The sequence below is a fragment of the Streptomyces thermoviolaceus genome (assembly GCF_045209695.1).
Taxonomy (GTDB): Bacteria; Actinomycetota; Actinomycetes; order Streptomycetales; family Streptomycetaceae; genus Streptomyces; species Streptomyces thermoviolaceus.
In genome coordinates this window covers 4769346-4795879 of record NZ_CP109280.1, presented here as the reverse complement: position 1 = coordinate 4795879, position 26534 = coordinate 4769346, and the positions used below count along the sequence as shown (strand labels likewise).

21 protein-coding genes and 4 pseudogenes are annotated in these 26534 nt (G+C 72.8%); 13 read left to right on the top strand and 12 right to left on the bottom strand.

Annotation, left to right across the window (positions count from 1 at the left end):
• Positions 1–115 precede the first annotated feature (115 nt).
• The 6 genes from cobM to cobC are packed head-to-tail and all read left to right on the top strand — an operon-like array spanning position 116 to position 6568.
• Positions 116–934: a precorrin-4 C(11)-methyltransferase gene (gene cobM / locus OG899_RS20895; RefSeq protein WP_125500205.1), complete on the top strand. Its 819-nt coding sequence runs from the start codon at positions 116–118 to the stop codon at positions 932–934.
• A complete protein-coding gene (gene cbiE, locus OG899_RS20890) occupies positions 931–2187 on the top strand; it encodes a precorrin-6y C5,15-methyltransferase (decarboxylating) subunit CbiE (RefSeq protein ID WP_185867961.1) in 1257 nt (418 codons plus the stop codon). The genes cobM and cbiE overlap by 4 nt, the downstream gene beginning before the upstream one ends.
• Positions 2184–3905 carry a precorrin-3B C(17)-methyltransferase gene (cobJ, locus tag OG899_RS20885; RefSeq protein ID WP_125500204.1) on the top strand — a complete coding sequence of 574 codons (1722 nt, stop codon included), beginning with the start codon at positions 2184–2186 and terminating at the stop codon, positions 3903–3905. The genes cbiE and cobJ overlap by 4 nt, the downstream gene beginning before the upstream one ends.
• Positions 3893–4489 carry a precorrin-8X methylmutase gene (locus tag OG899_RS20880; protein WP_125500203.1) on the top strand — a complete coding sequence of 199 codons (597 nt, stop codon included), beginning with the start codon at positions 3893–3895 and terminating at the stop codon, positions 4487–4489. Before cobJ ends, OG899_RS20880 begins: the two co-directional genes overlap by 13 nt.
• Positions 4486–5430, top strand: coding sequence for a sirohydrochlorin chelatase (locus OG899_RS20875; RefSeq protein ID WP_125500202.1), 945 nt, complete (start codon positions 4486–4488; stop codon positions 5428–5430). Before OG899_RS20880 ends, OG899_RS20875 begins: the two co-directional genes overlap by 4 nt.
• Before the next feature lie 10 nt (positions 5431–5440).
• Positions 5441–6568, top strand: coding sequence for an Rv2231c family pyridoxal phosphate-dependent protein CobC (gene cobC / locus OG899_RS20870; RefSeq protein WP_168131317.1), 1128 nt, complete (start codon positions 5441–5443; stop codon positions 6566–6568).
• A gap of 209 nt (positions 6569–6777) precedes the next feature.
• Here the strand turns inward: cobC and OG899_RS20865 are convergent, their stop codons facing one another.
• Both OG899_RS20865 and OG899_RS20860 read right to left on the bottom strand, forming a co-directional pair.
• Entirely contained in the window at positions 6778–7707 is a 930-nt protein-coding gene (locus tag OG899_RS20865) for an SCO1860 family LAETG-anchored protein (protein WP_168131318.1), read from the bottom strand.
• A 306-nt stretch (positions 7708–8013) separates the two neighbouring features.
• The gene (locus OG899_RS20860) at positions 8014–9111 is read right to left on the bottom strand and encodes an amidohydrolase family protein (RefSeq protein WP_125497492.1); all 1098 of its coding nucleotides are present in this window, start codon (positions 9109–9111) and stop codon (positions 8014–8016) included.
• Between the two features lie 148 nt (positions 9112–9259).
• On the opposite strand from OG899_RS20860, the gene OG899_RS20855 reads away from it, so the two are divergent.
• The 5 genes from OG899_RS20855 to thpD all read left to right on the top strand — a co-directional run bounded on the left by OG899_RS20855 (position 9260) and on the right by thpD (position 14370).
• Positions 9260–10363: an alanine--glyoxylate aminotransferase family protein gene (locus tag OG899_RS20855; protein WP_168131319.1), complete on the top strand. Its 1104-nt coding sequence runs from the start codon at positions 9260–9262 to the stop codon at positions 10361–10363.
• A 650-nt stretch (positions 10364–11013) separates the two neighbouring features.
• Positions 11014–11553, top strand: coding sequence for a diaminobutyrate acetyltransferase (gene ectA, locus OG899_RS20850; RefSeq protein ID WP_125497490.1), 540 nt, complete (start codon positions 11014–11016; stop codon positions 11551–11553).
• Positions 11554–11690: 137 nt separating this feature from the next.
• Positions 11691–12962, top strand: a complete 1272-nt coding sequence (gene ectB, locus OG899_RS20845) for a diaminobutyrate--2-oxoglutarate transaminase (protein WP_125497489.1) — start codon at positions 11691–11693, stop codon at positions 12960–12962.
• Positions 12963–13067: 105 nt separating this feature from the next.
• Positions 13068–13472 (top strand): ectoine synthase, encoded by a 405-nt coding sequence (locus tag OG899_RS20840; RefSeq protein ID WP_125497488.1) that lies wholly within the window; start codon positions 13068–13070, stop codon positions 13470–13472.
• Between the two features lie 4 nt (positions 13473–13476).
• Positions 13477–14370 (top strand): ectoine hydroxylase, encoded by an 894-nt coding sequence (gene thpD / locus OG899_RS20835; protein WP_125497487.1) that lies wholly within the window; start codon positions 13477–13479, stop codon positions 14368–14370.
• Positions 14371–14597: 227 nt separating this feature from the next.
• Here thpD and OG899_RS20830 read toward each other — a convergent pair whose 3' ends face one another.
• On the bottom strand, positions 14598–14816 hold the full coding sequence (locus tag OG899_RS20830; protein WP_373296097.1) for a CGNR zinc finger domain-containing protein: 219 nt from the start codon (positions 14814–14816) through the stop codon (positions 14598–14600).
• 449 nt (positions 14817–15265) lie between these two features.
• A pseudogene (locus OG899_RS20825) lies at positions 15266–15975 on the bottom strand (DsbA family oxidoreductase).
• 100 nt (positions 15976–16075) lie between these two features.
• Between OG899_RS20825 and OG899_RS20820 the strand changes: the two are divergent.
• Entirely contained in the window at positions 16076–16660 is a 585-nt protein-coding gene (locus tag OG899_RS20820) for a recombinase family protein (protein WP_189428343.1), read from the top strand.
• 348 nt (positions 16661–17008) lie between these two features.
• Here the strand turns inward: OG899_RS20820 and OG899_RS20815 are convergent, their stop codons facing one another.
• Both OG899_RS20815 and OG899_RS20810 read right to left on the bottom strand, forming a co-directional pair.
• Positions 17009–18220 (bottom strand): helix-turn-helix transcriptional regulator, encoded by a 1212-nt coding sequence (locus OG899_RS20815; protein WP_189428341.1) that lies wholly within the window; start codon positions 18218–18220, stop codon positions 17009–17011.
• Between the two features lie 1195 nt (positions 18221–19415).
• A complete protein-coding gene (locus OG899_RS20810; protein ID WP_189428340.1) occupies positions 19416–20948 on the bottom strand; it encodes an aldehyde dehydrogenase (NADP(+)) in 1533 nt (510 codons plus the stop codon).
• Positions 20949–21149: 201 nt separating this feature from the next.
• Between OG899_RS20810 and OG899_RS20805 the strand changes: the two genes are divergently transcribed.
• The gene (locus OG899_RS20805; RefSeq protein ID WP_125497483.1) at positions 21150–21926 is read left to right on the top strand and encodes an IclR family transcriptional regulator; all 777 of its coding nucleotides are present in this window, start codon (positions 21150–21152) and stop codon (positions 21924–21926) included.
• Positions 21927–22142: 216 nt separating this feature from the next.
• Here OG899_RS20805 and OG899_RS20800 read toward each other — a convergent pair whose 3' ends face one another.
• The 6 genes and pseudogenes from OG899_RS20800 to OG899_RS20775 all read right to left on the bottom strand — a co-directional run bounded on the left by OG899_RS20800 (position 22143) and on the right by OG899_RS20775 (position 26298).
• On the bottom strand, positions 22143–22943 hold the full coding sequence (locus OG899_RS20800) for an HAD family acid phosphatase (RefSeq protein WP_125497482.1): 801 nt from the start codon (positions 22941–22943) through the stop codon (positions 22143–22145).
• Positions 22944–23129: 186 nt separating this feature from the next.
• Positions 23130–23286: pseudogene (locus tag OG899_RS20795) on the bottom strand (pectin esterase); the annotation flags it as partial.
• A gap of 146 nt (positions 23287–23432) precedes the next feature.
• Positions 23433–23876: pseudogene (locus OG899_RS20790) on the bottom strand (dihydroxy-acid dehydratase); the annotation flags it as partial.
• 30 nt (positions 23877–23906) lie between these two features.
• Positions 23907–24072: pseudogene (locus OG899_RS20785) on the bottom strand (dihydrodipicolinate synthase family protein); the annotation flags it as partial.
• Between the two features lie 67 nt (positions 24073–24139).
• Positions 24140–25306 (bottom strand): hypothetical protein, encoded by a 1167-nt coding sequence (locus OG899_RS20780; RefSeq protein WP_189428339.1) that lies wholly within the window; start codon positions 25304–25306, stop codon positions 24140–24142.
• Positions 25303–26298 carry a 5-dehydro-4-deoxyglucarate dehydratase gene (locus OG899_RS20775; protein WP_125497480.1) on the bottom strand — a complete coding sequence of 332 codons (996 nt, stop codon included), beginning with the start codon at positions 26296–26298 and terminating at the stop codon, positions 25303–25305. Before OG899_RS20775 ends, OG899_RS20780 begins: the two co-directional genes overlap by 4 nt.
• Positions 26299–26534 lie beyond the last annotated feature (236 nt).

Genomic DNA, 26534 nt, shown 5'->3' with positions numbered 1-26534 from the left:
TCTTGCTATCCGATGAACGCCGGTTCGCGCACATCCGGCCCTCCCCCGGCCACCCCAGACCGTGACATTCCCCGACATTCCGCCGAAACGGCATTCTGCTGAGAGGAACCGATCCATGTCCGCTGCCCCCACCGGCAAGGTGACCTTCGTCGGTGCCGGGCCCGGCGCCGCCGACCTGCTGACGTTCCGCGCCGCCCGCGCGATCGCCGAGGCCGACGTGGTGATCTGGGCCGCGAGCCTGGTCCAGGCCGAGGTGCTCACCCACGCCCGCGAGGACGCGGAGATCCTGGACTCGGCGTCCCTGTCCCTGGAGGACGTCGTCGCCGTGTACGAGCGGGCGCACGCCGAGGGCCTGAAGGTGGCCCGTGTCCACTCCGGCGACCCGGCACTGTGGGGCGGCACCCAGGAGCAGCTGGACCAGTGCGCCCGCATCGGGATCGCCACCGAGGTGGTGCCCGGGGTGTCGTCGTTCTCGGCGGTGGCCGCACTGGCGCAGCGCGAGCTGACGATCCCCGAGGTGGCGCAGTCGGTGATCCTGACCCGGCTGGGCGGCGGCAAGACGCCGATGCCGCCCGGCGAGGAGGTCCGCGCCTTCGCCCGGCACGGCACCACGATGGCGGTCTTCCTGTCGGCGGCGCGCAGCGGCCGGCTGAGGAGCGAGCTGCTGGAGGGCGGCTACCACGAGGACACCCCGGTCGTGGTGGCCCACCAGGCGACCTGGCCGGAGGAGCTGATCGTCCGGTGCACGGTCGGCACGCTGGAGCAGACGGTCAAGGAGCACAAGCTCTGGAAGCACACCCTGTTCCTCATCGGTCCGGCGCTCGACGCGCACGGCACCCGCTCGCACCTGTACCACCCGGGTCACTTCCACGGCTACCGCAAGGCCGACCCGGAGGCCCGCAAGGCCCTGCGGTCCCGGGGCGCGCGGCCGTGACCGCGGCGATCACCGTCGTCGGCACCGGCACCGGCGGCCCGTACGACACCGGGGTGCTGGCAGGGGCCGAGCTGGTCGTGGGCGCCCGGCGTCATCTGGACGCCGCGCCGCTTCCCGAGACGGCCCGGCGGGTGGTGCTCGGTCCGCTGGCGCCGGCCCTCGACGTCGTCGCGGAGCACGTCGCCGCGGAGCGGCGGGTGGTGGTGCTGGCCTCGGGGGATCCGGGGTTCTTCGGGATCGTGCGGGCGCTGGCCGAACGGTTCGGGCCGGAGCGGCTCCATGTGCGGCCCGGGGTGTCCTCGGTGGCCGCCGCGTTCGCCCGGATCGCGCTGCCCTGGGACGACGCGGTCGTGGTCAGCGCGCACGGGCGCGGGCTGCGGCGGGCGGTCAGCGTGTGCCGGGCCCGGCCCAAGGTGGCCGTGCTGACCGGGCCGGGGGCCGGTCCCGCCGAACTGGGGGCCGCCCTGGCCGATCCGGTGTGCGGGGAGCGGATCCTGGTGGTCGCCTCCGCGCTGGGCGAGCCGGGCCGGGAGCGCGTCGAACGGGTCACGCCCGCCGAGGCCGCCGCCCGTGACTGGGGCGGCGCGGTGAACGTGGTGCTGTGCCTGGACCCGGCCCGCACCCTCGGCGGCGTGCGGACGGTGGCCGGTGCGGCGCCTCCTCCGGCGGGCTGGGCGCTGCCGGAGGAGGCCTTCGCGCACCGCGACTCGATGATCACCAAGTTCGAGGTGCGGGCGCTGGCCCTGGCCCGGCTCGGGCCGCGGCTGGGCGACCTGGTCTGGGACGTGGGCGCCGGATCGGGGTCGGTGGCCGTGGAGTGCGCCCGGCTGGGTGCGGCCGTGGTCGCCGTGGAGAAGGACGCGGACGGTGCCGCCCGGGTGCGGGCCAATGCGGCCGCGCACGGCGTGGACGTGGCGGTGGTGCCCGGCCGGGCGCCCGAGGCGCTCGCCGGTCTGCGGGACGACCCGGACGCGGTGTTCGTCGGCGGCGGGGGGCGGGAGCTGCCCGCGGTGGTCGCCGCGTGCGCGCGGCGCGCCCGGCGCACCGTGGTGGTCGCCCTGGCCGCCCTGGACCGGGTGCCGGTGGCCCGGGCCGCGCTCACCGAGGCCGGGTTCGTCTGCGACGGGGTGCTGCTGCACTCCTCCCGGCTCGCGCCGCTGCCGGGGGACGTGACCCGGCTGGCGGCGGCCAATCCCGTGTTCCTGCTGTGGGGCGAGCGTCCCGCGGCGTCGAGCGAAGGAGTGGTTCAGTGATCGGCCTGATCTCCGCGACCGCGGCGGGCGCGGCTGCGCGGGACCGGGTGGCGGCCGCATGGCCGGACCGCACCCGGGTGTACGACGGGCCCGTGGGCGAGGCGGTGCGTGCGGCGTTCGCCGAGTGCACGCAGCTGGTGTGCTTCCTGGCGACCGGGGCGACCGTGCGGCTGCTCGCGCCGCTGCTCGGCGACAAGCGGGCCGACCCGGGTGTGGTGTGCGTCGACGAGGCCGGCCGGTTCGCGGTGGCGCTGACCGGCGGGCACGCCGGCGGCGCCAACGCGCTGGCGCGTGAGATCGGTGAGCTGCTGGGCGCCCAGCCGGTGGTGACCACGGCGACGGACGCCGTGGGGATGGCCGGCCTGGACACGCTGGGGCTGCCGGTGGAGGGCGACGTGGCCGGGGTGTCCCGGGCCCTGCTGGACGGGGAGTCGGTGGCCCTGGCGGCCGAGGTGGTGTGGCCGCTGCCGCCGCTGCCGGTCGCGGCTCCCGGGACGGCGGCTGCGTACACGGTGCGGGTGACGGACCGGGCGGTCATCCCCGGCGAGGGCGAGGTGGTGCTGCGTCCGCCGACCCTGGTGGTCGGGGTCGGTGCCTCCCGGGGCGTGCCCGCCGAGGAGGTGCGGGGCCTGGTCGAACAGGCGCTGGGCGAGGCGGGCCTGTCCGCGCGGTCCGTGGCGGCGCTGGCCACGGTGGACGCCAAGGCGGACGAGCCCGGCGTGGTCGCGGCGGCCGAGCAGCTGGGGGTGCCGCTGCTGACGTACCCCGCGCAGCAGCTGGCCGCGGTGCCGGTGCCCCACCCGTCCAGGGCGCCGCTGGACGCCGTCGGCACCCCGTCGGTCGCGGAGGCCGCCGCGCTGGCCGGCGGAGGCGACCTCCTCGTGCCGAAGCGGAAGTCGCGGCGGGCGGACGGCCGTCCGTCGATGGCGACCTGTGCGGTCGTCCGCCGGCCCCCGCGGGGGCGGCTCGCGGTGATCGGGCTGGGGCCGGGCGCCCGCGACCTGCTGACCCCGCGCGCGAAGGCCGAACTGCGGCGCGCCTCGGTGCTGGTGGGCCTGGACCAGTACGTCGACCGGATCCGCGACCTGCTGCGGCCCGGCACCCGCGTGCTGGAGTCCGGGCTCGGCGCGGAGGAGGAACGGGCGCGCACCGCGGTGGCCGAGGCCCGGCGCGGGCACGCGGTCGCGCTGATCGGCAGCGGCGACGCCGGCGTGTACGCGATGGCGTCCCCCGCGCTCGCCGAGGCCGGCGACGACATCGACGTCGTCGGGGTGCCCGGGGTGACGGCGGCGCTCGCGGCCGGGGCGATCCTCGGGGCGCCGCTGGGCCACGACCATGTGTCGATCAGCCTGTCCGACCTGCACACGCCGTGGGAGGTCATCGAACGCCGGGTGCGGGCGGCCGCCGAGGCGGATCTCGTGGTCACGTTCTACAACCCGCGCTCGCGGGGCCGTGACTGGCAGCTGCCGAAGGCGCTGGCGCTCCTCGCCGAGCACCGGTCGCCGACGACACCGGTCGGTGTGGTGCGCAACGCCTCCCGTCCCGGCGAGTCCAGCCGGATCACGACGCTGGCGGAGCTGGACCCGGCGACGGTCGACATGATGACGGTCGTGACGGTGGGCAACACCGCGACCCGCACGATCGCGGGCCGCATGGTGACCCCGCGCGGCTATCGCTGGCAGGACACCCGCCCCGAGGAGGCCGAGTGGACCGCGTGATCCACCCCATCGAGCAGGAGTCCTACCGACGGCTGCGCGCCCGCCTGGACACCTCGCACCTGCCGCCGCTGACCCGGGCCGTGGTCGAGCGGGTCGTCCACTCCTCCGCCGACCTCGCCTACGCCGACGACCTCGTCATGGACGAGGACGACCTCGTCGCGGCCCATGCGGCGCTGCACGCGGGCGCGCCGGTCGTCGTGGACGTGGAGATGGTCGCGGCCGGCATCACCCGCCGCGAGACCGTGTGCCGGCTCAAGGACGCCCGCTCACGGCCGGGCCTGACCCGTTCCGCGCACGCGGTCCGCCTCGCCCACGAGCAGGTGGGGCCCGGTGCGCTGTGGGTGATCGGCTGCGCGCCGACCGCCCTGGAGGAGCTGCTGACCCTGGACGCCTCCCCCGCGCTCGTCATCGGCCTGCCCGTCGGTTTCGTCGGGGCGGCCGAGTCCAAGGCCGCGCTGCGCGCGAGCGGGCTGCCCGCCGTGAGCAACGTGTCCGAGAAGGGCGGTTCCGCGGTCGCCGCGGCCGCACTGAACGCCCTGCTGTACCACCCTGTTCCCGCCGACACGTCCGAGGAGACCCTGTGACCACCCCGACGCCGCCCGCCCTGCTCATCGCCGGCCACGGCACCCGGGACGACGCCGGAGCCGAGGCGTTCCGCGACTTCGTGCGGCGGCTGGGGCGGCGCCGTCCGGACCTGGCCGTCGCGGGCGGTTTCATCGAGCTGTCCCCGCCGCCGCTGGGCGAGGCCGTCACCGAGCTGGTCGAACGCGGGGTGCGCCGCTTCGCGGCCGTGCCGCTGATGCTGGTGTCCGCCGGGCACGCCAAGGGCGACATCCCGGCGGCGCTGGCCCGCGAGAAGGCACGGCACCCGGGGATCTCGTACACCTACGGCCGTCCGCTGGGCCCGCACCCCGCCCTGCTGCGGGTGCTCGAGCGGCGCCTGGAGGAGGCGCTGGCCGGCACCGGCGAGGACCGTTCGGACGTGACCGTGCTGCTGGTCGGGCGCGGCTCGACCGACCCGGACGCCAACGCGGAGGTCTTCAAGGCGGCCCGCCTGCTGTGGGAGGGACGCGGCCTGGCGAACGTGGAGACCGCGTTCGTGTCGCTGGCCGCGCCCGATGTGCCCAGCGGCCTTCACCGGTGCGCTCGGCTGGGCGCCCGCCGGATCGTCGTGCTGCCCTACTTCCTGTTCACCGGAGTGCTGCCGGACCGGGTCAAGCAGCAGGCCCGGGACTGGGCCGCCGCGCACCCCGGCCTGGACGTGCGGACCGCGGACGTCATCGGCCCCGAGCCGGAGCTGCTGGACCTGGTGCTGGAGCGGTACGAGGAAGCGGTCGAGGGCGATCTGCGGATGAACTGCGACGCCTGCGTGTACCGCATCGCGCTGCCCGGCTTCGAGGACAAGGTGGGCCTGCCGCAGCAGCCGCACTTCCACCCGGACGACGACGGCCACCACGGCCACGGTCACGGCCACAGTCACGGGCATCACCACCACGGGGAGCACTCGCACAGCCATGCGCACTGAGGGCACAGCCATGCACACCGAGGAATCGACCCTGCGCGCTGCCGACTTGGGTCCGGATCTGCGGCACCACGGGGACGCGGAGGTGCGCGACGACGGGGCGGCGCTGGTCGACCTCGCCGTCAACGTCCGCGCCCACACGCCGCCGGACTGGCTGCGGGAGGAGATCGCGGCCTCGCTGACGTCCCTCGCGGCCTACCCGGACGGACGGCAGGCGCAGGCGGCGGTCGCGGCACGGCACGGGCTGCCGGCGCAGCGGGTGCTGCTGACGGCGGGCGCGGCGGAGGCGTTCGTCCTGCTGGCGCGCGCACTGACGGTGCGCCGGCCGGTCGTGGTGCACCCGCAGTTCACCGAGCCGGAGGCCGCGCTGCGGGACGCGGGCCACACGGTGGACCGGGTGCTGCTGCGCCCCGAGGACGGATTCCGGCTCGACCCGGCGGCCGTCCCCGAGGACGCGGACCTGGTGGTGATCGGCAACCCGACCAACCCGACGTCGGTGCTGCACCCGGCCCGGACCATCACCCGGCTCGCGCGGCCGGGCCGGACCCTGGTGGTCGACGAGGCCTTCATGGACGCGGTCCCCGGCGAGCGGGAGTCCCTGGCCGGGCGGACGGACGTGCCCGGCCTGGTGGTGCTGCGCAGTCTGACGAAGACCTGGGGTCTTGCCGGTCTGCGCATCGGTTACGTCCTGTCCTGCCCCGGCACCGTCGCCGCCCTGCAGCGGGCGCAGCCGTTGTGGCCGGTGTCCTCGCCGGCCCTGACGGCGGCTCGGGCGTGCATGAGCGCGCGGGCCCTGGCCGAGACGGAACAGGCGGCCGACCGGATCACGGCGGACCGCGCCCACCTGGTGGCCGGGCTCGCCGCCCACGGGATCCGGGTGGTCGAGCCGCCCGAGGGCCCGTTCGTCCTGGCCCGGGTGCCCGACGGGGCGGAGGTGCGGCGCCGCCTGCGCGACCTGGGGTACGCCGTCCGGCGCGGGGACACCTTCCCCGGCCTGGGCCCCGACTGGCTGCGGATCGCGGTACGGGACCGGGAGACGGTGGACGGGTTCCTGGCCGCGCTGGGGAGCGCGCTGGGCTCGGCTTTCGGGCGGACCGCGGTACGGGCCGTGGGTGACGACGCGGGGGCAGGCCGCGGATGACGACGCGGGGCGGGCCGGTGATGCCCCGGCCCGCCCCCGGACGGCCGCCTCCTGGGACGTGGCCGTTTCCCGCAGGTCGCTGCCGTGGGGCGGCGTGAGGATCCCCCTGCCGTGCCCGGCGGGTTCCCTGAAGGACAGTCCGCGCCCACCGTGGTGGTCGATCCGTCCGGACACCGCCCCGGGCCCGCCCGGCGCTGTGCGTCGACCGGTCAGTTCCTGCGCCTGCGGGCCACCACGAGTGCGCCACCGCCCGCCGCGAGCAGGACGGCCGCGCCTCCCGCCAGGTACGGGGTCAGGGAACTGCCGCCGGTCTCCGCCAGGTCGGGCTCGGCGGCGCGGGTGCCCTGGGTCCTGACGCCGTCCGCCTGGGCGGGGGCGGGGGTGGGGGTTGCCGCGGGCTCTTCGTCGCGGGCCGGGGCAGCCGGGGACTCGCAGGTGGCCTTGGCCAGGGTGACGGTGCCCTCGACCTGGGCGACATTCAGCTCCAACGGGTTCACGGACACGGTCAGTTCGAGCGCCGTGGCCGCGGCCGTGCGGGAGGTGGTCTCGCGACGGGAGAGGTCCAGGCGGACCTCGCCGACGCCGGGGACGGTGACCTCGGTCGTGCCGCCGGCGGTGAGCGTGACCTTCTTGCCGAGGACGGTCACCGCGCCCAGGACGTTGCTCGTCGCCACCGGGGCCTTGCCCGCCTCGCAGGTCGCGCGGGAGGTGACCTGGCCGAGTTCGATCAGGGACAGTGCGGGCAGGCCGGGGACGTGGACTCGGGCGTGGGCCAGCTCCACGCTGCCCTCGGCCGTGTCCTTCGACGTCGTCGCGGCCGACCGGGCCACGTCGGCGCGCAGCACGCTGAACGGCTTGCCGCCGTCGACGCCGTCGAGGCGGGCGGTCAGGGCCGTCCGGTCGGCGCTCTCCGGCGCCCGGACCTCGTCGAGGGAGACGGTGAGCGGGACGTCGACCGTCTTGTCGAGCAGGGACACGTCGAGGTCGGTGCGCAGCACGGAGGCGCTCGCCCGGCCGTGGTCCTCGGTGGCGTGGGCGGGGCCCGCGCCGGTCAGGGCCACGGGCCCGGCGGCGAGGGCGGTGGCCGTGGCGACGGCCGCGAGACGGTGTGCGGGCAGGCGGGACGTACGGCGGTTCACGGTGTGGGACCCCCAGGAACGAATGCTCGGGACCCCGCAAGAGTGACGACACCGGCAGCGAACTGTCAGCGAAGCGAGGGCACTTCACCCCTTCGAGGGGTTTCGGTGCCGCGTTTCGATGCCGTTCGGAACGTATGTTCCCCGCGATTCCCGGCGATCCCCGCCCATGGGTTGCCCTCCCGTGGGGGCCCTCCCGTGGGTGCACGCCGCATCGCGCGCCGCAGGGCGCTGCGCACGCCCCGCCCGTGCACCAGGAGACGACGCCCCGTGCGCTGCGCACTGGGGAGACGCCCCGCCCGTCCTCCGCTACGAGACGACCCGCCCGTTGAGCACCACCCGGTGCGGTGCGGCCAGGACCCGGACGTCCGCGCGCGGGTCGGCCTCGTAGACGACGAGGTCCGCGGGGGCGCCCTCCTCGAGTCCGGGACGTCCGAGCCAGCTGCGGGCCGCCCAGGTGGTGGCCGACAGCGCCTCGACGGGCGGGATGCCCGCGGTGACCAGTTCCGCGACCTCGGCGGCGACCAGGCCGTGCGCGAGGCTGCCGCCCGCGTCGGTGCCCACGTACACCGGCACCCCGGCGTCATGGGCGGCGCGGACGGTGTCGTAGCGGCGCTCGTGGAGCCGGCGCATGTGGGCCGACCAGCGCGGGTACTTCGCCTCGCCGCCGGCCGCGAGGTCGGGGAAGGTGGCGATGTTGATCAGGGTGGGCACGATCGCGACGCCGCGTTCGGCGAACAGCGGGATCAGGTCCTCGGTCAGGCCGGTGGCGTGCTCGATGCAGTCGATGCCCGCCTCCACCAGGTCGCGCAGCGAGTCCTCGGCGAAGCAGTGCGCGGTGACGCGGGCGCCGAGGCGGTGGGCCTCGGCGATCGCCGCCTCGGCCGCCTCGCGCGGCCAGCAGGGCGCCAGGTCGCCCAGGCCGCGGTCGATCCAGTCGCCGACGAGCTTGACCCAGCCGTCGCCGCGCCGGGCCTCCCGGGCGACGTGGGCCACCAGGTCCTCGGGTTCGATCTCGTGGGCGTAGTTGCGGATGTAGCGGCGGGTGCGGGCGATGTGCCGACCGGCCCGGATGATCTTCGGCAGGTCGTCGCGGTCGTCGATCCAGCGGGTGTCGGAGGGCGAGCCCGCGTCGCGGAGCAGCAGGGCGCCGGCGTCGCGGTCGGTCAGCGCCTGCTTCTCACAGACCTCGTCGGGGACCGCGCCGTGCGCGTCCAGGCCGACGTGGCAGTGCGCGTCGACCAGGCCGGGCAGCACCCAGCCCTCGACGGTCGTCACGTCCCCGGCACCGGCCGGGCGGTCGTAGGTGATCCGGCCGTCGACCACCCACAGCTCGTCGTGGACCTGGTCGTCCTGCGGGCCGGCGAGCACCCGCCCCTTCACGTGCAGCACCGCTTGATCGCTCATGTACCGCACCCTAGACAGCGCACGGCCGTGCGACCAGGGGCCCGTTCCGCTCCGGTGCGGGGCGGGCGGAGGGTGCCGGATACGCTCGATGCCGTCGGACTCGCGCCGGCGGGAGACGAGCCGGCCCGAAGGAGAAGAGAGCACCGTCGTGACGCACCCCTTTCTGGACCTCGCCCCGCTGAGCGCCGCCCGCTTCGCCTCGATCGAGGACCGGGTGGCGCGGCTGCTCGGCACCGAGCAGGACGTCGTGATCATGCAGGGTGAGGCGTTGCTGCCGCTGGAGGGCGCGATCCGTGCGGCGGCCGGTCCGGGCACGACCGCGCTGAACGTCATCACCGGCCCGTACGGGCAGACCTTCGGCACCTGGCTGCGGGACTGCGGCGCGACGGTGTACGACCTGTCGGTGCCGTACCACGCGGCGGTCACCGCGGACCAGGTCCGCGCGGTCTTCGCGCAGCACCCGGAGATCGACTTCGTGTCGCTGGTGCACGCCGAGGCGGCGACCGGCAACACCAACCCGGTCGCGGAGATAGGCGAGGTGGTGCGGGAGCAGGGTGCCCTGTTCTACCTGGACGCGGTCGCCGCGATCGGCGCGGAGCCGGTGCTGCCGGACGCGTGGGGCGTGGACCTGTGCGTGATCGGCGCGCAGAAGGCCATGGGCGGGCCGGCCGGGGTGTCGGCGGTGTCGGTCAGCGAACGCGCCTGGGCGCGGATGGCGGCCAACCCGCACGCCCCGCGCCGCTCCTACCTGTCGCTGCTGGACTGGAAGGAACGCTGGATCGACGGCGGCCGCACCGCGCTGCTGCACGCTCCGGCCCAGCTGGAGATGCTCGCCCTGGAGGCCTGCATCGAGCGGATCGAGGCGGACGGTCTGGAGACGGTGATGGCCCGTCACCGGAAGGCGGCCGCGGCGACCCGGGCGGGTGTGCGGGCGCTGGGCGGCGGCCTGGAGCCGTACGTGCGCGAGGACGCGGCGGCCGCCCCGGTGGCGACCACGCTGCGCGCGCCCGAGGGCATCGCCGCCTCGGACCTGGTGGCCCGCGCCCTGAAGACGGACGCCGGTCTTCCGCTGGCGGCGGGCGGTGGCGCGCTGGCCACGGAGATGATCCGGGTCAACCACTACGGTCCGGACGCGAGGCCGGAGGTGGTCGAGTCCTGCCTGACCGCCCTGGGCACGGCTCTGGCCGACCACGGCGCGACGCCGGACGTGGACTCCGCGCGCCGGGCCGTCGCCGAGGTCTGGGAGAAGTAGCCGGACGGGGGCGTACGGCCCGCTCCCGACGCACGGTTCGACGGCCCCCGGGTGCTCACAGGCACCCGGGGGCCTGTCGCTGCCCGGACACTGCCCCGCCGGGGTCCTGTCTCTTCCTGTCGTTTCCTGTCGTTGCCCGGGAGTGCCGCCGCACCCCGCGTCCGTCGCCGTCGGCCGGAACGGCACCTTGTCGTCGGCGACGGCCCCCACGGCCGACCCGCACGCAGACAGTCGGCACACGGTCGACCGCGCGCACACGGCCGCCGCACCGCCCCCGGACCTCCGTGCGTATTCCAGGGCACCGGCGGGACGGCCCGGACACAAAAGCACGACGATTCGAGAATTCAATTCAGGCGGCTTCCCGGGGTAGCTTCCCGCCTTCTTCTGCCCGGTTTCCTCGACCCTAAACGCAGAGATTCAGCAAACAATCTGCACACAATTCAGGGTGGGATCGAGTGGCGCACATCACTGGCGAATCACTGTGACGCATACCACAAACACGCCCGATTCGTCCGGTCATTGACGGACATACCTGCACGTCCTGCCGCCCCTTCGCGCGTCCGTGCGCCCGCGCGATAACACATTTCACGGATCCACCCAAGACCGCGGGACGATGCAATCTCGAATTCACCTCGGTAAGTTCATTTCGCATGACTGCCGCACAAGCAGACCTGCGAACCGAACTTTCGGAAATCCCGGACGACGTGTCCGTCGACCGTCCCGCCGTCGCCGACGGTGCCGCGCTGTGGCGGCTGGCGAAGGACTCCGGGACGCTGGACGTGAACTCGTCGTACAGCTATCTGCTCTGGTGCCGCGACTTCGCCGCGACCTCCGTCGTCGCCCGGGACGCCGCCGGCGAGGTCGTCGGGTTCGTCACCGGTTATGTGCGGCCCGACCGCCCCCGCACCCTGCTGGTGTGGCAGGTCGCGGTCGCGGCCTCCCACCGCGGCCGCGGCCTGGCCTCGCGCATGCTGGACGCCCTGGCCGCCCGGGTCGCCGGCGAGCGCGGCCTGACGACGCTGGAGACCACCATCACCCCGGGCAACACCGCCTCCGAGCGGCTGTTCGCCTCGTTCGCCGCCCGGCACGGCGCCGGACTGGAGCGCGAGGTCCTGTTCGCGGCCGAGCAGTTCCCGGACGGCCCGCACGACCCCGAGGTGCTGCACCGCATCGGCCCGCTCACCCGCTGAGCCGCGGCCGCCCCTTCCTCCGCGGCGCCCCTTCCTCTTCCGGGACGGCCGGCACCGCCCGTGGCCGCGCGGGCCCCGAGCCGCCGTCCCGCCCCGCCCGCCTTCCTTCCCATCCCTCCACCGAGGAGCGATTCGTCGTGACCATCACCCAGCCGGACCTGAGCGTCTTCGAGACCCTGGAGTCCGAGGTGCGCAGCTACTGCCGCGGCTGGCCCACCGTCTTCGACCACGCCCGCGGCAGCCGTCTGTACGACGAGGACGGCCACGAGTACCTCGACTTCTTCGCCGGGGCCGGCTCGCTCAACTACGGCCACAACAACCCCGTGCTGAAACGGGCGTTGCTCGACTACCTGGAGCGGGACGGCATCACGCACGGCCTGGACATGTCCACCGTCGCCAAACGCACTTTCCTGCAGACCTTCCACGACCTGGTGCTGCGCCCGCGGGATCTGCCGTACAAGGTGATGTTCCCGGGTCCGACGGGCACCAACGCCGTGGAGACGGCGCTGAAGCTGGCCCGGAAGGTCAAGGGCCGCGAGTCCATCGTGTCGTTCACCAACGCCTTCCACGGCATGTCGCTGGGCTCGCTGGCGGTCACCGGCAACGCCTTCAAACGGGCCGGCGCCGGCGTTCCGCTGGTGCACGGCACCCCGATGCCCTTCGACCGCTACCTGGACGGCAAGGTCCCGGACTTCCTGTGGTTCGAGCGGCTGCTGCAGGACCAGGGCTCCGGCCTCAATCACCCGGCGGCCGTCATCGTGGAGACGGTGCAGGGCGAGGGCGGCATCAACGTCGCCCGGCCCGAGTGGCTGCGCGCGCTGCGGGAGCTGTGCGACCGCCAGGACATGCTGCTGATCGTCGACGACATCCAGATGGGCTGCGGCCGTACCGGCGCGTTCTTCTCGTTCGAGGAGGCCGGGATCGTGCCCGACATCGTGACCGTGTCGAAGTCGATCAGCGGGTACGGGCTGCCGATGGCGCTGTGCCTGTTCAAGCCGGAGCTGGACATCTGGGAGCCGGGCGAGCACAACGGCACCTTCCGCGGCAACAACCCGGCCTTCGTCACCGCCACCGCCGCTCTGGAGACGTACTGGACGGACGCCGCGGCGATGGAGAAGCAGACCCGCACCCGCGGCGAGCAGGTCGAGCAGTGGCTGATCTCCATCACCGAGGAGAACCTCGCCGACGTCAAGGAGTACCGGGGCCGCGGCCTGGTGTGGGGACTGGAGTTCCACGACACCACCCGAGCCGCCCGCGTCGCCCGGCGCGCCTTCGACCTCGGGCTGCTGGTGGAGACCTCCGGCCCGCAGAGCGAGGTCGTCAAGCTGCTGCCGCCCCTGACCACCACCCCCCAGGAGCTGGACGAGGGCATGCGTGTCCTCGCCCGCGCGGTCCGCGAGACCGCCTGAGACCGCGGGGCCCCGCACGGGGCTCCGCACGGCCGCCCGCGCCCGGGCGGCCACCGCACCACCCGTACGCACTACGCACATCCGCACAAGGAGGCACGTTCCACCGTGATCGTCCGTTCGTTCAAGGAGATCGAAGGCACCGACCGGCATGTGAAAGCAGCGGGCGGCACCTGGGAGAGCAAGCGCATCGTCCTCGCCAAGGAGAAGGTCGGCTTCTCCCTGCACGAGACGATCATGTACGCGGGCACGGTGACCGACATGTGGTACGCCAACCACATCGAGGCCGTGGTCTGCACGAAGGGCGACGCGGAGCTGACCGACCGGGAGACCGGCAAGACGTACCACATCACGCCCGGCACCATGTACCTCCTCGACGGCCACGAGCGTCACACGGTCAAGGTCAACGAGGACTTCCACTGCATCTGCGTGTTCAACCCGCCGGTGACCGGGCGCGAGGACCACGACGAGAACGGCGTCTACCCGCTGCTCACCGAGCCCGAGGAGGTGTGAACCCATGACGGCCACGACCGTCACCGACCTGTACCCCACCCGCGGCACCACCGAAGTGACGGTGCCCCGGCAGGACCCGGTGGTCTGGGGGACACCGGACACCCCCGGCCCGATCAGCCCGGCCGACCTCCAGTCCTACGAGCGTGACGGCTTCCTCGCCATCGACCAGCTCATCACGCCGGACGAGGTCGCCGTCTACCAGCAGGAGCTGCACCGGCTGATCAACGACCCGGCGGTGCGCGCCGACGAGCGGTCCATCGTCGAGCCGAAGTCCGACGAGATCCGTTCGGTCTTCGAGGTGCACCGGATCAGCGAGGTGTTCGCGAACCTGGTGCGCGACGAGCGCGTCGTCGGCCGGGCCCGTCAGATCCTCGGCTCGGACGTGTACGTCCACCAGTCGCGGATCAACGTCAAGCCCGGCTTCGGTGCCAGCGGGTTCTACTGGCACTCGGACTTCGAGACCTGGCACGCCGAGGACGGTCTGCCGCGGATGCGCACGGTGTCCGTCTCGATCGCGCTGACCGAGAACTTCGACACCAACGGCGGTCTGATGATCATGCCGGGGTCGCACAAGACGTTCCTGGGCTGCGCGGGCGCCACTCCGAAGGACAACTACAAGAAGTCGCTGCAGATGCAGGACGCGGGCACACCGTCGGACGAGGCGCTGACGCGGCTGGCGAGCGAGTACGGCATCCGGCTGTTCACCGGCAAGCCGGGGTCGGCGACCTGGTTCGACTGCAACTGCATGCACGGCAGCGGCGACAACATCACGCCGTACCCGCGCAGCAACGTCTTCATCGTGTTCAACAGCGTGGAGAACGCGGCGGTGGAGCCGTTCGCGGCACCGGTGCGCCGGCCGGAGTTCATCGGGGCACGGGACTTCACCCCCGTGCGGTGATCCCGGCCGGGTCCGGGACGTCCCGGCGGTCCTGCCGGCGGCCGCCGGGCCCGGATCCGGCACCGCTCCGGCCCGCCGTCCCGCGGCACGACGGACGTCCTGCGGCACGGCGGGCGTCCGCCGGCACGGCGGGCCGGACGCGCGACGCGAGTCGGACGAGGACCGGAAGCCGTGAGCCGGACACGGACCGGACGCGGACCGGCCGGCACCCGGCTCCCGCCGCCCGGTCAGGTCTGCCCGGCCTTGCGTGCCCGGTGGGCGGCGACGTGGTGGCGGTTGCCGCACACCGCGGCCGAGCACCAGCGCCGCCGCCGGCCGCGGGAGGTGTCGAGGTAGACCATGTCGCAGGTCGTCCCCTCGCACTCCCGCATCAGCTCCCGCTCCGCCGAGCCGAGCAGCCGCACCGCGTCGTCCGCGACGGCCGCGAGCGGCTGTTCCGGTCGCACGGGGCCGGCCAGGCGGCGGTGCGGCCGTCCGTCCTCGGCCCCCTCCAGCCGCAGCGCCGGCGGGCCCGGGCTCGGCGAACCGGGTGAGGCGTTCCCGTGGCGATACCGCCGGTCTCGGGGCGACGGGGAGCTGTGCGGGACGCGGACCCGCCGTCGTCCCGGACCTGCCCGCTACCCGGCCGGCGGGTCCGTCTCGCACCGCCCCGGCGTCGCGTGCGCGGCACGGCTCCGAGCGGCCGACGCACTTCGGTGGAGACGCGGGATTCCGTGACACGGAGTTCGCCCGCGTCCACCGTCCCCCCGTACGGATACGCAGGTGGCTCGATGCCGGCACGGTCGTCGTCGAGCGCTTCCACTGCTTGTCCGAGGGCCCGCACGGCCGTGTGCGCGTGGTCCGGACCGCCCGCGCGCGTGACCGCCGTGCGGGGGGAGCGACCGCGCCGACGTCCTCAGTCGCGGGGCACGGCGCAGCCGTCCGGGCCGCATGCCTGCGCCTGCTGTCCCTGGTCGATCGGGCGCAGGGGCGTGTGCTCGGCCCATGCCTGAGTGAGGGCCTGGGTGAAGACCGAGACGGGCTGGGCACCGGACACACCGTATGTCCGGTCGAGGACGAAGAACGGCACGCCAGTGGCGCCGAGCCGCGCGGCCTCCTCCTCGTCGGCGCGGACCTCGTCGGCGTACGCCACCGGGTCGGCGAGCACCGCGCGAGCCTCCTCGGCGTTCAGGCCGGCCTTCGCGGCCAACTCCACCAGCCGCTCGGGACCTTCGGTGAAGACGGAGCGCTCTTCGGCGAAGTTCGCCCGGTACAGCACGTCCAGCAGTGCGGCCTGCAGGCCACGGGTCTTGGCGAAGTGCAGCAGCCGGTGCATGTCGAAGGTGTTGCCGTGGTCGCGGCCCCGGGTCCGGTACTCCAGCCCCTCTGCGGCGGCCAGCGCGCCGAGACGGTCCTCACCGGCCTCGGCCTGTGCCTGGCTCATCCCGTACTTGCGGGTGAGCAGGGCGAGCACGGGCTCGACGTCGTCCTTGGACCGGTGTGGGTCGAGTTCGAAGGAGCGGTGCACCACCTCGACCTGATCACGGTTCGCGAAGCCTGCGAGCGCCTTGTCGAAAACGCCTTTCCGACGTAGCACCAAGGACAGGCTTGGACCAACGAAGCCATAACCGCTCTGACCTGGGGTTCTTAACCTGCGCGATCTGTGTGAGTGAAACACAGAAAAACCCCAAGTCGCAGCGGCCCGACTTCGTTGAACGGACGCCAAATGGAACGCGAAGACCTTCCCGCACTGCGGGCCCTCGGTTTCGAGGACGACGAACTCAAAGAGCTTGACCTTTGGGAACCGGCCGCAGGCACTCCCGCCGAACTTGCGGAAATGTACGTCCGCCGCAGCAAGAAGAAGGACTCACTTAGCGCGCTGCGTGAACAGGTCCGCCGTATGTGCGCACACGCCCGCAGCGAGGGAAAGAAGATTCGCCGCGTGTGGTTCGAACAGCGCAGCGCGTCAAAGGCATACGTCCGCCGCGAGGAATTCGAAAACGCCACGGCGGCTATCGCTGAGAACGGCCTCTCCAAAACGCTCTACGTTTACAAGACTTCCCGACTCTCGCGCCGAGGCATGGGGCAGGTCGGCTTGCTGCTCGACAACTTCGAGGAACAGGGGGCGCGCATCTATGTCGTGGCCGAGAACATCGACAGCACGAACAGCCGAATGATCCTGGGACTTGTGGCGTGGCGATTCCCGCTGTCGCGCGAGATAGCTAAGCCGACAAGGGATCAACTCGTTTCGCTGCCGCGACCGCCACGGACACGAGACGGCCGACCACGAAACCTAGGCAAGCGGCGCTGATGTTCGTACAGGTTGAGATTCCCTACGGTGCCCGCCGACGTTGCCGCGACTGTGGCCGACTGAGGGACCTAAGTTGCTTTGAGATCGACCTAGACGAACCTGACTTCCGCCGCCCCGAATGCGTGGACTGTGGCGCTGCTGATTGGCTCACGCTTCCTAGCGTCTGGTGACCTAGGAACGTTCCTAGGATGACCCCCGATGGCCCGCCCGGCTGTCGGGGGTTTTCTGCGTTTCCGGGGCCGCCTTCGAAATAAAGGCCGGATTGCTCGCCGTCGAGGGAGTCGAGCGTTCGGCGTTCCCTACCTCACCTGCGGTTTTCCGTACCTTCGATTTGAAGGCGTCCTAGGTCTAGGCGGCCGAATCCAGCACGGCCCGAACCTCGGGAACGTCGGCGTAGTCAGCGAGCCGGGCCAGGACTACCCGCCCCCGTTCCGCTGTTCTCTCGCTGGCAATGTCGGCCGACAGTGTGAGCACCTTTTCGGCAACGGCCGCCGCTTCCTCGGGTTCGTTCGCGTCGGCATAAGCCACGGCAAGCCACGACAGGTAAAGGGCCAACTCTCGTGTATGCGTGGCGTCATACCGGCCGAGGACGTCACGCAGTATCGGAACAGCGCGCAGGGGTCGGCGTAGTTCCGTGAATACCCGCGCTTCCATCACTTGCAATTCTCCGGCATCCACCCAATACAGATAGGCGGGTGACTCGCTTCCCTCGCTGTCGGCGCTTAGCGCTTCGCTCGCTTCCCCGAGGGCACGCATTGCGTGTTGCGCATTCTCGGCCCCGCCCGCTTTCGTGTGTGCCCAAGCCACCCGATCCAGGTACAGCGCGCGAGCCTTTGGCGGTGCGTCCGGCCCGGCCCCGTCAAGCGCAGCGCGGGCAAGGGTGATCCCTTCAAGTTCCCTGCCTGTGTTGCTGAGTTGGTAGGCCAGCGATCCGGCAAGGTTCCCGGCAAGGGTGCGGTCCTCGGCCTGCGTCGCCGCGCTGAGTCCGAGCCGGTAAATCCTCTCGGCTTCCTCGTGCTGGCCAGCGTCCGAGGCAATCCAACCGGCGATTTGGGCCAACTCGCCAATCTGCACGAGGAGTTGGCGGCCGGTGGTTTCGGTGTACGAGTGTTCACGGAACATTCGTACAGACTTGCGAAGCTCTCGCAGTGCGGGCCGCATGAGATCCCCACCGGCCAGGAAGTCGTCCGCGAGCCGTAGGCCATGCACGCGCTGCGCCAAGTCGGCCACTTGGGATACGCCAATGCGGCCCCCTGTACGGGCCTGTAGCGGCTCTAGCGGGTCCTCGGCGGGCAGGAAGTCGGCCAGGGTCGGCAACGGCGGTTCAGCGGCCGTCTGTGGCGTTGTGAGCACTTCCACGGGGACGGCCAGCGCTGCGGCCAGGAACGGCAACCATTCGCGCGGCGTGCGCTTCCCCGTCTCCCACCGGCTCACCTCTTGACGGCCGACCGGATCACCGACCACACCGGCCGCCCGGCAAACCTCCCGCGCTAGCCGTGCCTGACTCCAACCGAGCCGTTCCCGCTGTTGCGTGATGTTGGCCCCGATTGCACTCCCCATGTGTCCAGTCTGGCCGACAGTTGGCCTACACGTGGCCGCTAGTCGGAGATCAATTGCAGCCGGACGCTAGACGCCGAATTGCCGACGGACGGAACGGCGGACCGATGACCACTCAGGAGAGCACCGCGACACTGACGTACCCGCAGCCGGTACCGGGGTGCGCACACTGCGACAAGGTGGCGCAGGACCGAGACCGAGCAAAGGCGAATGGCGACGCAAGCGCAGTGAGTGACTGCAATGTGCGCTTGCGCCGACACCTTGGGGACGCGCACCGATGACGCATTTGCCAGCGAAGCCACAGAAGCGCCGTACTCGGCCTCTCCCGCCCCCGGAGTTGGTAAGCCTCATAGATAGGCCCGGAAGCCCGTACGCGGATTCTCCAGCCGGTTGGTGGGGTCAGTACGGTGGCGCGCTGGATACGCGTTCGGGAGTGGTGTATCTCCCGCCCGGCAGTGATCCGCCCCCGTGCCCGTTCCCGTGTGAGCGTTGCCGACAGCGCGAGGGGGCGTGATGGATCGCAGATGGTTGGACGAGGTACCCGAGCGGTACAAGATCGAGCGGCCCGGACCGGTGGACCCGGCAACGTGTGTGCAGTGTCGGCACTTGCGGAACGAGGCCGAGGCATGGCGCGCGACCGATGGCCCGTCCTCGGAAGGGTTGCGCCTACTGCGGCTGTTCCGGGCCCATCGGGTGATCGGCCACCGTGGGCAAGTTCGGCAACCGGTGTCCTCGTGAAGTGGACGGTCGCCTACCTCGGGTGGCTTGCATGGGTGGCCGTGGTCGCCCTGATAGTCGCCCGAGGGTTCGCCACCTAGACCCCTCGCTGTCGGCTGGAAAGGTCGGCCGCGAGGATGCGGCCCCGCCTGTGTGCTTCCCCCGTGGCGCAGGGGCGGGGCCGTTGTGCGCGTTTCCGCAGGTCAGAGGCCATGCGCTAAGATGTGGCCCCGTTGGTCCACGGGCAGGCGATGTCCGACCAGATCTCGACGCGCATGCTCGTGCTTCTCTTCCGCTCGCAGGGCTGCGGGGAGCAGATGCTCCCCGAGGACGGGCAACGTCCGGGCGAGGCGGCTCATTCCCCCGTGCCGTGGCAGCCACCGGTCGCCGGCGCAGTCACCGGCGGGCCGTGGGGGTGGCGTCGTCTCGGCGGCCGCACCGCATGCGCGGATGCGGCCGCCGGAACCGACTGCCGTCCCCTTCACACCTCCAGCCGGCCGTTGAAACGGCGGGGCAGACCGAGGGGGTTGTCGTCGCGCAGTTCGGGCGGCAGCAGGGCCTCGGGGGCGTTCTGGTAGGCCACGGGCCGCAGCCAGCGTTCGATGGCGGTGCCGCCCACCGAGGTGGAGGTGGAGGTGGTCGCCGGGTAGGGGCCGCCGTGGTGCTGGGCGGGGGCGACGGCCACGCCGGTCGGCCAGGCGTCGACCACGACGCGCCCGGCGAGCGGGGTCAGCTCGGCGAGGAGGCCGGGGCCGCGCCCCTGTCCGGCCGCCTCCCCGGAGGACAGGTGGACGGTGGCGGTGAGGTTGCCGGGCAGGCGGGAGAGCACCGCCAGGGCCTCGTTCTCGTCGGTGTAGCGGGCCACCACCGTCACCGGCCCGAAGCACTCCTCCAGCAGCAGGTCGTGATCACCGCCGGCGTGGGCCAGGCGGGCGGCGGGGACGGTGAGGAAGCCCGCGGTGACGGTGTGCTCGTCGGCCGCGCCGGGTGCGACGGGGGCCTCCACGTCCGGCAGTGCGGTGCGCTCGGTGACGCCGGCGAGGAAGCTGTCCCGGATGCGGTGGTCGAGCAGAACGCCCGGTGCGGTGCCGCCGACGGCGTCGGCCAGGGCCTTGACCAGGCTGTCGCCGGCCGCGCCGGCCGGGACGAGGACCAGGCCGGGCTTGACGCAGAACTGGCCCACGCCGAGCGTCATCGAGCCGGCGAGCCCGGCGCCGATCTCCTCCGCCCGCTCGGCGGCCGCGGCCTCGGTGACGAGCACCGGGTTCAGGGAGCCCAGCTCACCGTGGAAGGGGATGGGCACCGGGCGGGCGGCGGCGGCGTCGAACAGGGCCCGGCCGCCGCGTACGGAGCCGGTGAACCCGGCGGCGGCGATCAGCGGGTGCTTGATCAGTTCGATGCCCGCGTCGAAGCCGTGGACCAGTCCGAGGACGCCGGGGGGCATGCCGTGCTCGGCGGCGGCCTCACGCAGCACCGCGGCGACCTGCTCGGACAGCGCCGGGTGGTCGGGGTGGGCCTTGACCACGACCGGGCAGCCGGCGGCCAGCGCGCTGGCGGTGTCGCCGCCGGCGACGGAGAAGGCGAAGGGGAAGTTGGAGGCGGAGTAGACGGCGACCACGCCGAGCGGCACCTTGTAGCGGCGCAGGTCCGGGATCGGCGGGGTGGCGGTGTCGTCGGGGTGGTTGATGATCACGCCGAGGAAGGCGCCCTCGTCGACGATGTCCGCGAAGGCCCGCAGCTGGTAGCAGGTCCGGGCCAGTTCGCCGGTGAGCCGGGGCAGGCCGAGCGCGCTCTCGGCGTCGGCGGTCGCCACGAGCCGGTCCGCGGCCTCCTGCAGCCGGTCGGCGGCGGTACGCAGGAATGCCGCGCGGACGGTGCGGTCGGCCAGCGCGCCGCGCGCGTCGTGCGCGGCGCGGACGGCGGCGTCCACGTCCCGTGCTGTGGCCTCGGCCGCAACCTGCTCCCGCTGCTTCCCGGTGCGGGGGTCGACACTCCAGACTGGTGCTGCTGCCACCGCGGGTCCCTCCAGAAGTCGTGCCGCTTCAGCCGCGCCGTACGGGTGCGGCCCGTACGCGCGCCGCGCGTGCGTGGGTCATGTCGGCCGGTCGGTGCGTCACCCTCGACAGTGTTCGATATACTGAACGCTGTCCCGGATGATGAATGTGTCCTGGAGACTATAACGTCAGCTTCTCGTCGAACGAAGGGGGCCGGGGCGATGCCGGCAGGTGAGACAGGCAGCGGCGGAACACAGGTCAAGTCCGCGGTCAGGACCGTGGAGTTGCTGGAGTACTTCGCCGGCCGGCCCGGCATGCACTCGCTCGCCGCGGTGCAGGAGGCTCTCGGCTACCCCAAGTCCAGCCTGTACATGCTGCTGCGCACGCTGGTGGACCTGGGCTGGGTGGAGACCGACGCGACCGGCACCCGGTACGGCATCGGCGTGCGGGCCCTGCTCGTCGGCACCTCCTACATCGACGGCGACGAGGTCGTCGCCGCGGCCCGGCCCACCCTGGACCGCCTCTCCGACGACACCACCGAGACCATCCACCTCGCGCGTCTGGACGGCACCAACGTCGTCTATCTGGCCACCCGGCAGTCCCAGCACTACCTGCGCCCCTTCACCCGGGTCGGCCGCCGGCTGCCCGCGCACTCCACGTCCCTGGGCAAGGCGATCCTCGCCACCTACAGCGACGAGCAGGTGCGCACGATGCTCCCGGAGACCCTGCCCGCACTGACCGAGAACACCATCACCGACCGCGAGAAGCTCATCGCCGAGCTGCACCAGATCCGCGAGCAGGGCTACGCCGTGGACCGCGAGGAGAACACCCTCGGCCTGCGCTGCTTCGGCGTGGCCATCCCCTACCGCACCCCGGCCCGGGACGCCATCAGCTGCTCCATCCCGGTGGCCCGCCTCACCCCGGCCCACGAACAGCTGGTCAAGGACGCCCTGTTCGACGCCCGCGACCGTCTCACCCTCGCCACCCGCCGGCTGTGAGGCCAGCGGCAACGGCCGGGCGGGCCCGGTGGCCCGCGCCATGACGAAGGCCGCGCTCGGCGCACAGCCGTGCCCGGCGAGCGGACGTGCCCGGCGCACAGCCGTGCCCGGCGCGCAGGAGAACGGAGGAAAAAGGACCGGCCGGCCACCGGACGGCAGCGCAGGTGCTGCGGTCTCGGCGGCCGGCCGTCACGCCGGCGGCAGCTCGGTCGCCGCTCAGTCGACGAAGTACGTCGGGTTCGGCAGCTTGTAGGTGCGGTCGGCGTACCCGCCCTCGAGGTCGGAGTACTGGTCGCCGAAGTTGGCGACGATGTCGTACCCGAGGTCCTCGATGTGCTTGCGGGTCGCGGACTTGAACTGCACGGTGGTGCACTTCCAGGCGCCCGGGGTCGCGCAGTGGCTCAGGTAGGCCGGCGGGTTCGCCGTGTCCTTGAGGAACATGTGCTCGGCGTCCAGGTTCACATCGGCGCCGACCTTCTTCAGGTTGGTCACGGCGGCCGTGCGCTGGGCCTCGCTCAGACCGGAGTTGTAGAAGACGGTCACGCCCTTCTTCGCCGCGTACCGGACCAGCTCGGGGCTGCCGAAGACCTCCGGGCGGTCGGCCTTGTCGACGTAGGCGGCCCAGGTGGCGCTGTCGTAGCCGTAGTTGTTCTTCTTCTCGTAGTCCAGGCTGAGCAGCAGGGTGTCGTCGATGTCGAAGACGACCGCGGGCTTCTTGCCGTGCTTGTCGTGCTGCGCCTTGCGGGCCACCTGGTCGATGTACCGCTTGGCGTCGGCGTCGATGCGCGCCAGGTCCTTGGCGTAGGGGCTGTCCGGGGACGCCTGGTAGACGCCGTCGGCGTCCTGGGTGGTGCCGTAGTAGGTGTCGATGTCCCGGGTGAGCAGCCCGATGTTGTAGGGCTCGTGGGTGGAGTTCGCGGTGGACTGCCCGGCGCCGGCGACACCGGCGCCGTACACAGTGGCGGAGGCCACGGCGCAGGCGGCGGCGATCGCGGCGATCCGAAGTGGCTTGTTCATGAGGAGGTTTCTACGCGCGTCGTCCCGCCTGCGCGAGGCCCGTTGCCCGATCGATACCTGATGGTGCGTCATGGTCACGCACCGCTCACCGGGACCGCCACGGCGTCGACCGCCACGGCGCCCAGTCGCCCGGGTACGCCTCACGGGCCGCCGAGGCGGCCTGGGCGGCGGTCAGCCGGGTGACCAGGGGCCCGCGGGGGCCGTGGAGGGTGCGAAGACGAAGCTAGAGAGCCGGGGCCAGGTCGGTGCGGGTCAGGGTGTGGAAGCGGCAGTCCTCGAACACCGCCGTGGCCCGGCCGAAGACGACGTCCACGTCGCCCTCGGCGTAGCACTGCGTGACGTACCGGCGGTGGGAGGCGGACAGGTCCGTGGTGTCGGCGACCATCACCACGTCTGTTCTCCGTTCACCGGGGGCGGGGTCCGAGGGGTGCGGGGAGAGCCCGAAAGGGTGCGGGGGAGAGAGAGGCAGCGCGCAGGAAGCGCTCGCTACGGGCCGCCGACGGCGGACTCGGGGGCCACGTGCAGCACACAGGTGCCGTAACTGGTGCCGCTCATCCGGGAGTCGGAGATCCGGACCATGTCCCGCACCCCCTGCTTGAGCAGGTACTCGGGGATCGGCAGCATGCCGTACTCGGGCATGCCGGGGCCGCCGAGCGGGCCGGAGTTGCGCAGCACCAGGACGCTGTCGGCGGTGATGCCGAGGGACGGGTCGTCGATGGTGCGCTGCATGGTCCGGTAGTCGTCGAAGACGACCGCGGGGCCGGTGTGGTGCAGCAGCCGGGGCTCGGCGCCGATGTGCTGGATGACGGCGCCGTCGGGGCAGAGGTTGCCGCGCAGCACCGCGACTCCGCCCTCGGGGGCGACCTGGTTCTCGCGGGGCCGGATCACGTCGTCGTGGTGGACCCGGGCGCCGACGAGCTGCTCGCGCAGGGTTGCGCAGCTCCTCGGGACGCTTGCGTGCGGTCATGTCGACCACTCCTTCGCGATGGCGGCGGCCTCGGCGCGTTCCTACATCCGGCAGCGGTGTGCTCGGCGGGCGCACGTCCCGCCGGCACAGGCCGAGCGCAGCGAGGGCCTCCTTGACGACGGTGACGTTGTTGGCGGAGCCGTCGGCCGCGCGCAGCTCCTCGAGGCCGTCCAGGTGCGGATGCTGCTCGAGCTGCTCGGAGGGGTGCCGGCGTGGACGGCGGTGTGGTTCAGAGGTCGGCGAGCGCCGACCTCACCGCCGCCAGGTCGGCGTCGGACGCCAACCCGGCGTGATACAGCCTCAGTTCGTTCGCCCCCAGGTCGCGGGCGCGGGCAGCGTCCCGGGCCAGGGTGTGCGGGCTGCCGCCCATCCCGCCGACGACCGTGACATTGGCGGCGAGGACCGCGCCGGCGCGCCCCTGCTCCGCGAACGGCCCGATCGGTCCGGCGCCGCCCGTGCTCGGCACCACCACCCCGTCCGCCACCGACAGGATGTGCGCCGGGTCGACGCCCGCGTTGGCGCCGCAGTGGTAGGAGACCGGGTCGGCGTGCAGCAGCACCTGGAAGCCGTCGGGCGCGGCGGCCCGGACCGCGGCCACCGCCTCCTCCTGCAAGGTGCGGGCCGTCTCCTCCCGGTAGGCACGAGTGGCGGCGGCCACCTCAGCTCCGAGCAGCTTCTCGACGTCCGCCCAGCCCTCGTCGCGCGCCTCACCGCGCCACACCGGCTCCAGCGCCGCCCTCACCGCCGTGGCCAGTTCGTCCGCGTCCAGCCCGTGCCGCCCGTACCCCTCCCGGCAGGCCGGGCAGAAGCACAGCGACATCAGGTACTGCCCGGCGTCGCCGAGCGGGACCCCGCCGGTCTTGTCGTGGGCGTGCAGATGAGCGAGGCCGTACCAGCCGAGCGACTCCAGTTCGGTGCCGCGCGCGCCGGGCCGTACGGCGGCCTCGGCGGCCAGTTCGGTCACGTAGGCGCGGGTGGCGGGCTGGGCGATGCACGGCGCCCACGGGTAGCGGTCGCCGTAGGCGTTCACCACCGAGGTGTGCGGATGCTCGGCGCCCAGCCGGGAGTTGTGGGCGAGCACGACCCAGGTGTGCACCTCCAGCCCGGCCTGGGACAGGGCGTGCGCCGCCTCGCCCCAGGCGTCGCCGGGCGCCCAGTCCCCGGCCGGGTACGGGCGCAGGTCCCGGCCCTCCCAGCGGGCGGCGTCCGGCGGGTAGAGCACCGCCGCGTGCTCGGCGGTGACCACGCGGTGGCGCGGGTGACGCGGGGTCAGCGCACGGGTGGAGTGGTAGGCGGCGGCCAGCGTCACCTGCTCCACGCCGAGCGCGGCGATCCGGGCGGCTGCCTCGCCGTCCCCGACGACGTCCCAGGGATAGACGAACGCGGAGGCCTTCACGCACCGACTCCTTCCCCGTCGCCCTGGCCGCCCTGGCCGCCCTGGCCGCCCTGGCCGCCCTGCTCCAGCAGCGCACACCCCTGGTCGATGAGCCGGGCGAGCTGCTCGACATGCTCCTTCGCCGGCTCCTGCAGCGGGGGCCGCACCTCGCCCACGTCGAGTCCGCGCAGCCGTACGCCCGCCTTGACCAGGGAGACGGCGTACCCCTTGGCCTGGGCGCGCAGTTCGACGAACGGCCGGTAGAAGCCGTCGAGGAGGCGGTGCACGGTGGCGTCGTCGCCCTCGCGCAGCGCGGCGTGGAAGGCGAGGGCGATCTCGGGGGCGAAGCAGAAGACGGCGGACGAGTACAGGGTGATGCCCAGCCCCCGGTAGGCGAGCTGGGTCTGCTCGGCGGTGGGCAGGCCGTTGAAGTACAGGAAGTCACCGGGGGCCTCGGTGCGCACGGCGCTGACGATGCGCTGCATCAGGTCCAGGTCGCCGATGCCGTCCTTGAGGCCGATGATGCCGTCGGTGCGGGCGAGTTCGGCCACGGTGCCCGGGGTGAGGACGACGTTGTCGCGCTGGTAGACGACGACCGGCAGCTCGGTCGCGGCCGCCACCTGACGGTAATGGCGCAGTAGTCCCTCCTGGCCGGCGACGACGAGGTAGGGCGGCATGGCCAGCAGCCCGTCCGCGCCGGCGTCCGCGGCGAGGCGGGCGTAGCGCACGGCGAGCGCGGTGCCGTATCCGGCGCCCGCGACGACCGGCACCCGGCCGTCGGCCACCTCGACGGCGGCGCGCACGCACTCCTGGAACTCCTCCGGCGTCAGCGCGTGGAACTCCCCGGTGCCGCAGCAGGCGAACACCGCGGCGGCACCTGCCTCGACACCGCGCCGCACATGGGTGCGGTAGACGTCCAGGTCGAGCCCCCCGTCGGGGCCGTAGGCGGTGACCGGGAAGAACAGCGGCCCGCTGGGGACACGCAGGCGTTCGGCGAGTGGGGCTGACGTCACGGGCTCTCCCTGAAGCAGGCGCTCACGGTACAGCGCTCACGTTTATGATTGACGTCCATATTCATGAACAATCCCACGCTACGGCGACCGCTCGCCGCCGGTCAAGCACGCACTCGCACCCGAGAGCCGCCCCGTCACCGACCCACACCACCCTCCGCACACCACGCCGACACCCGCGCACCCCTCCCCACGTCACCCTTGACGCACCAGGAGCCCCCTCCTAGCGTGTCCACGCA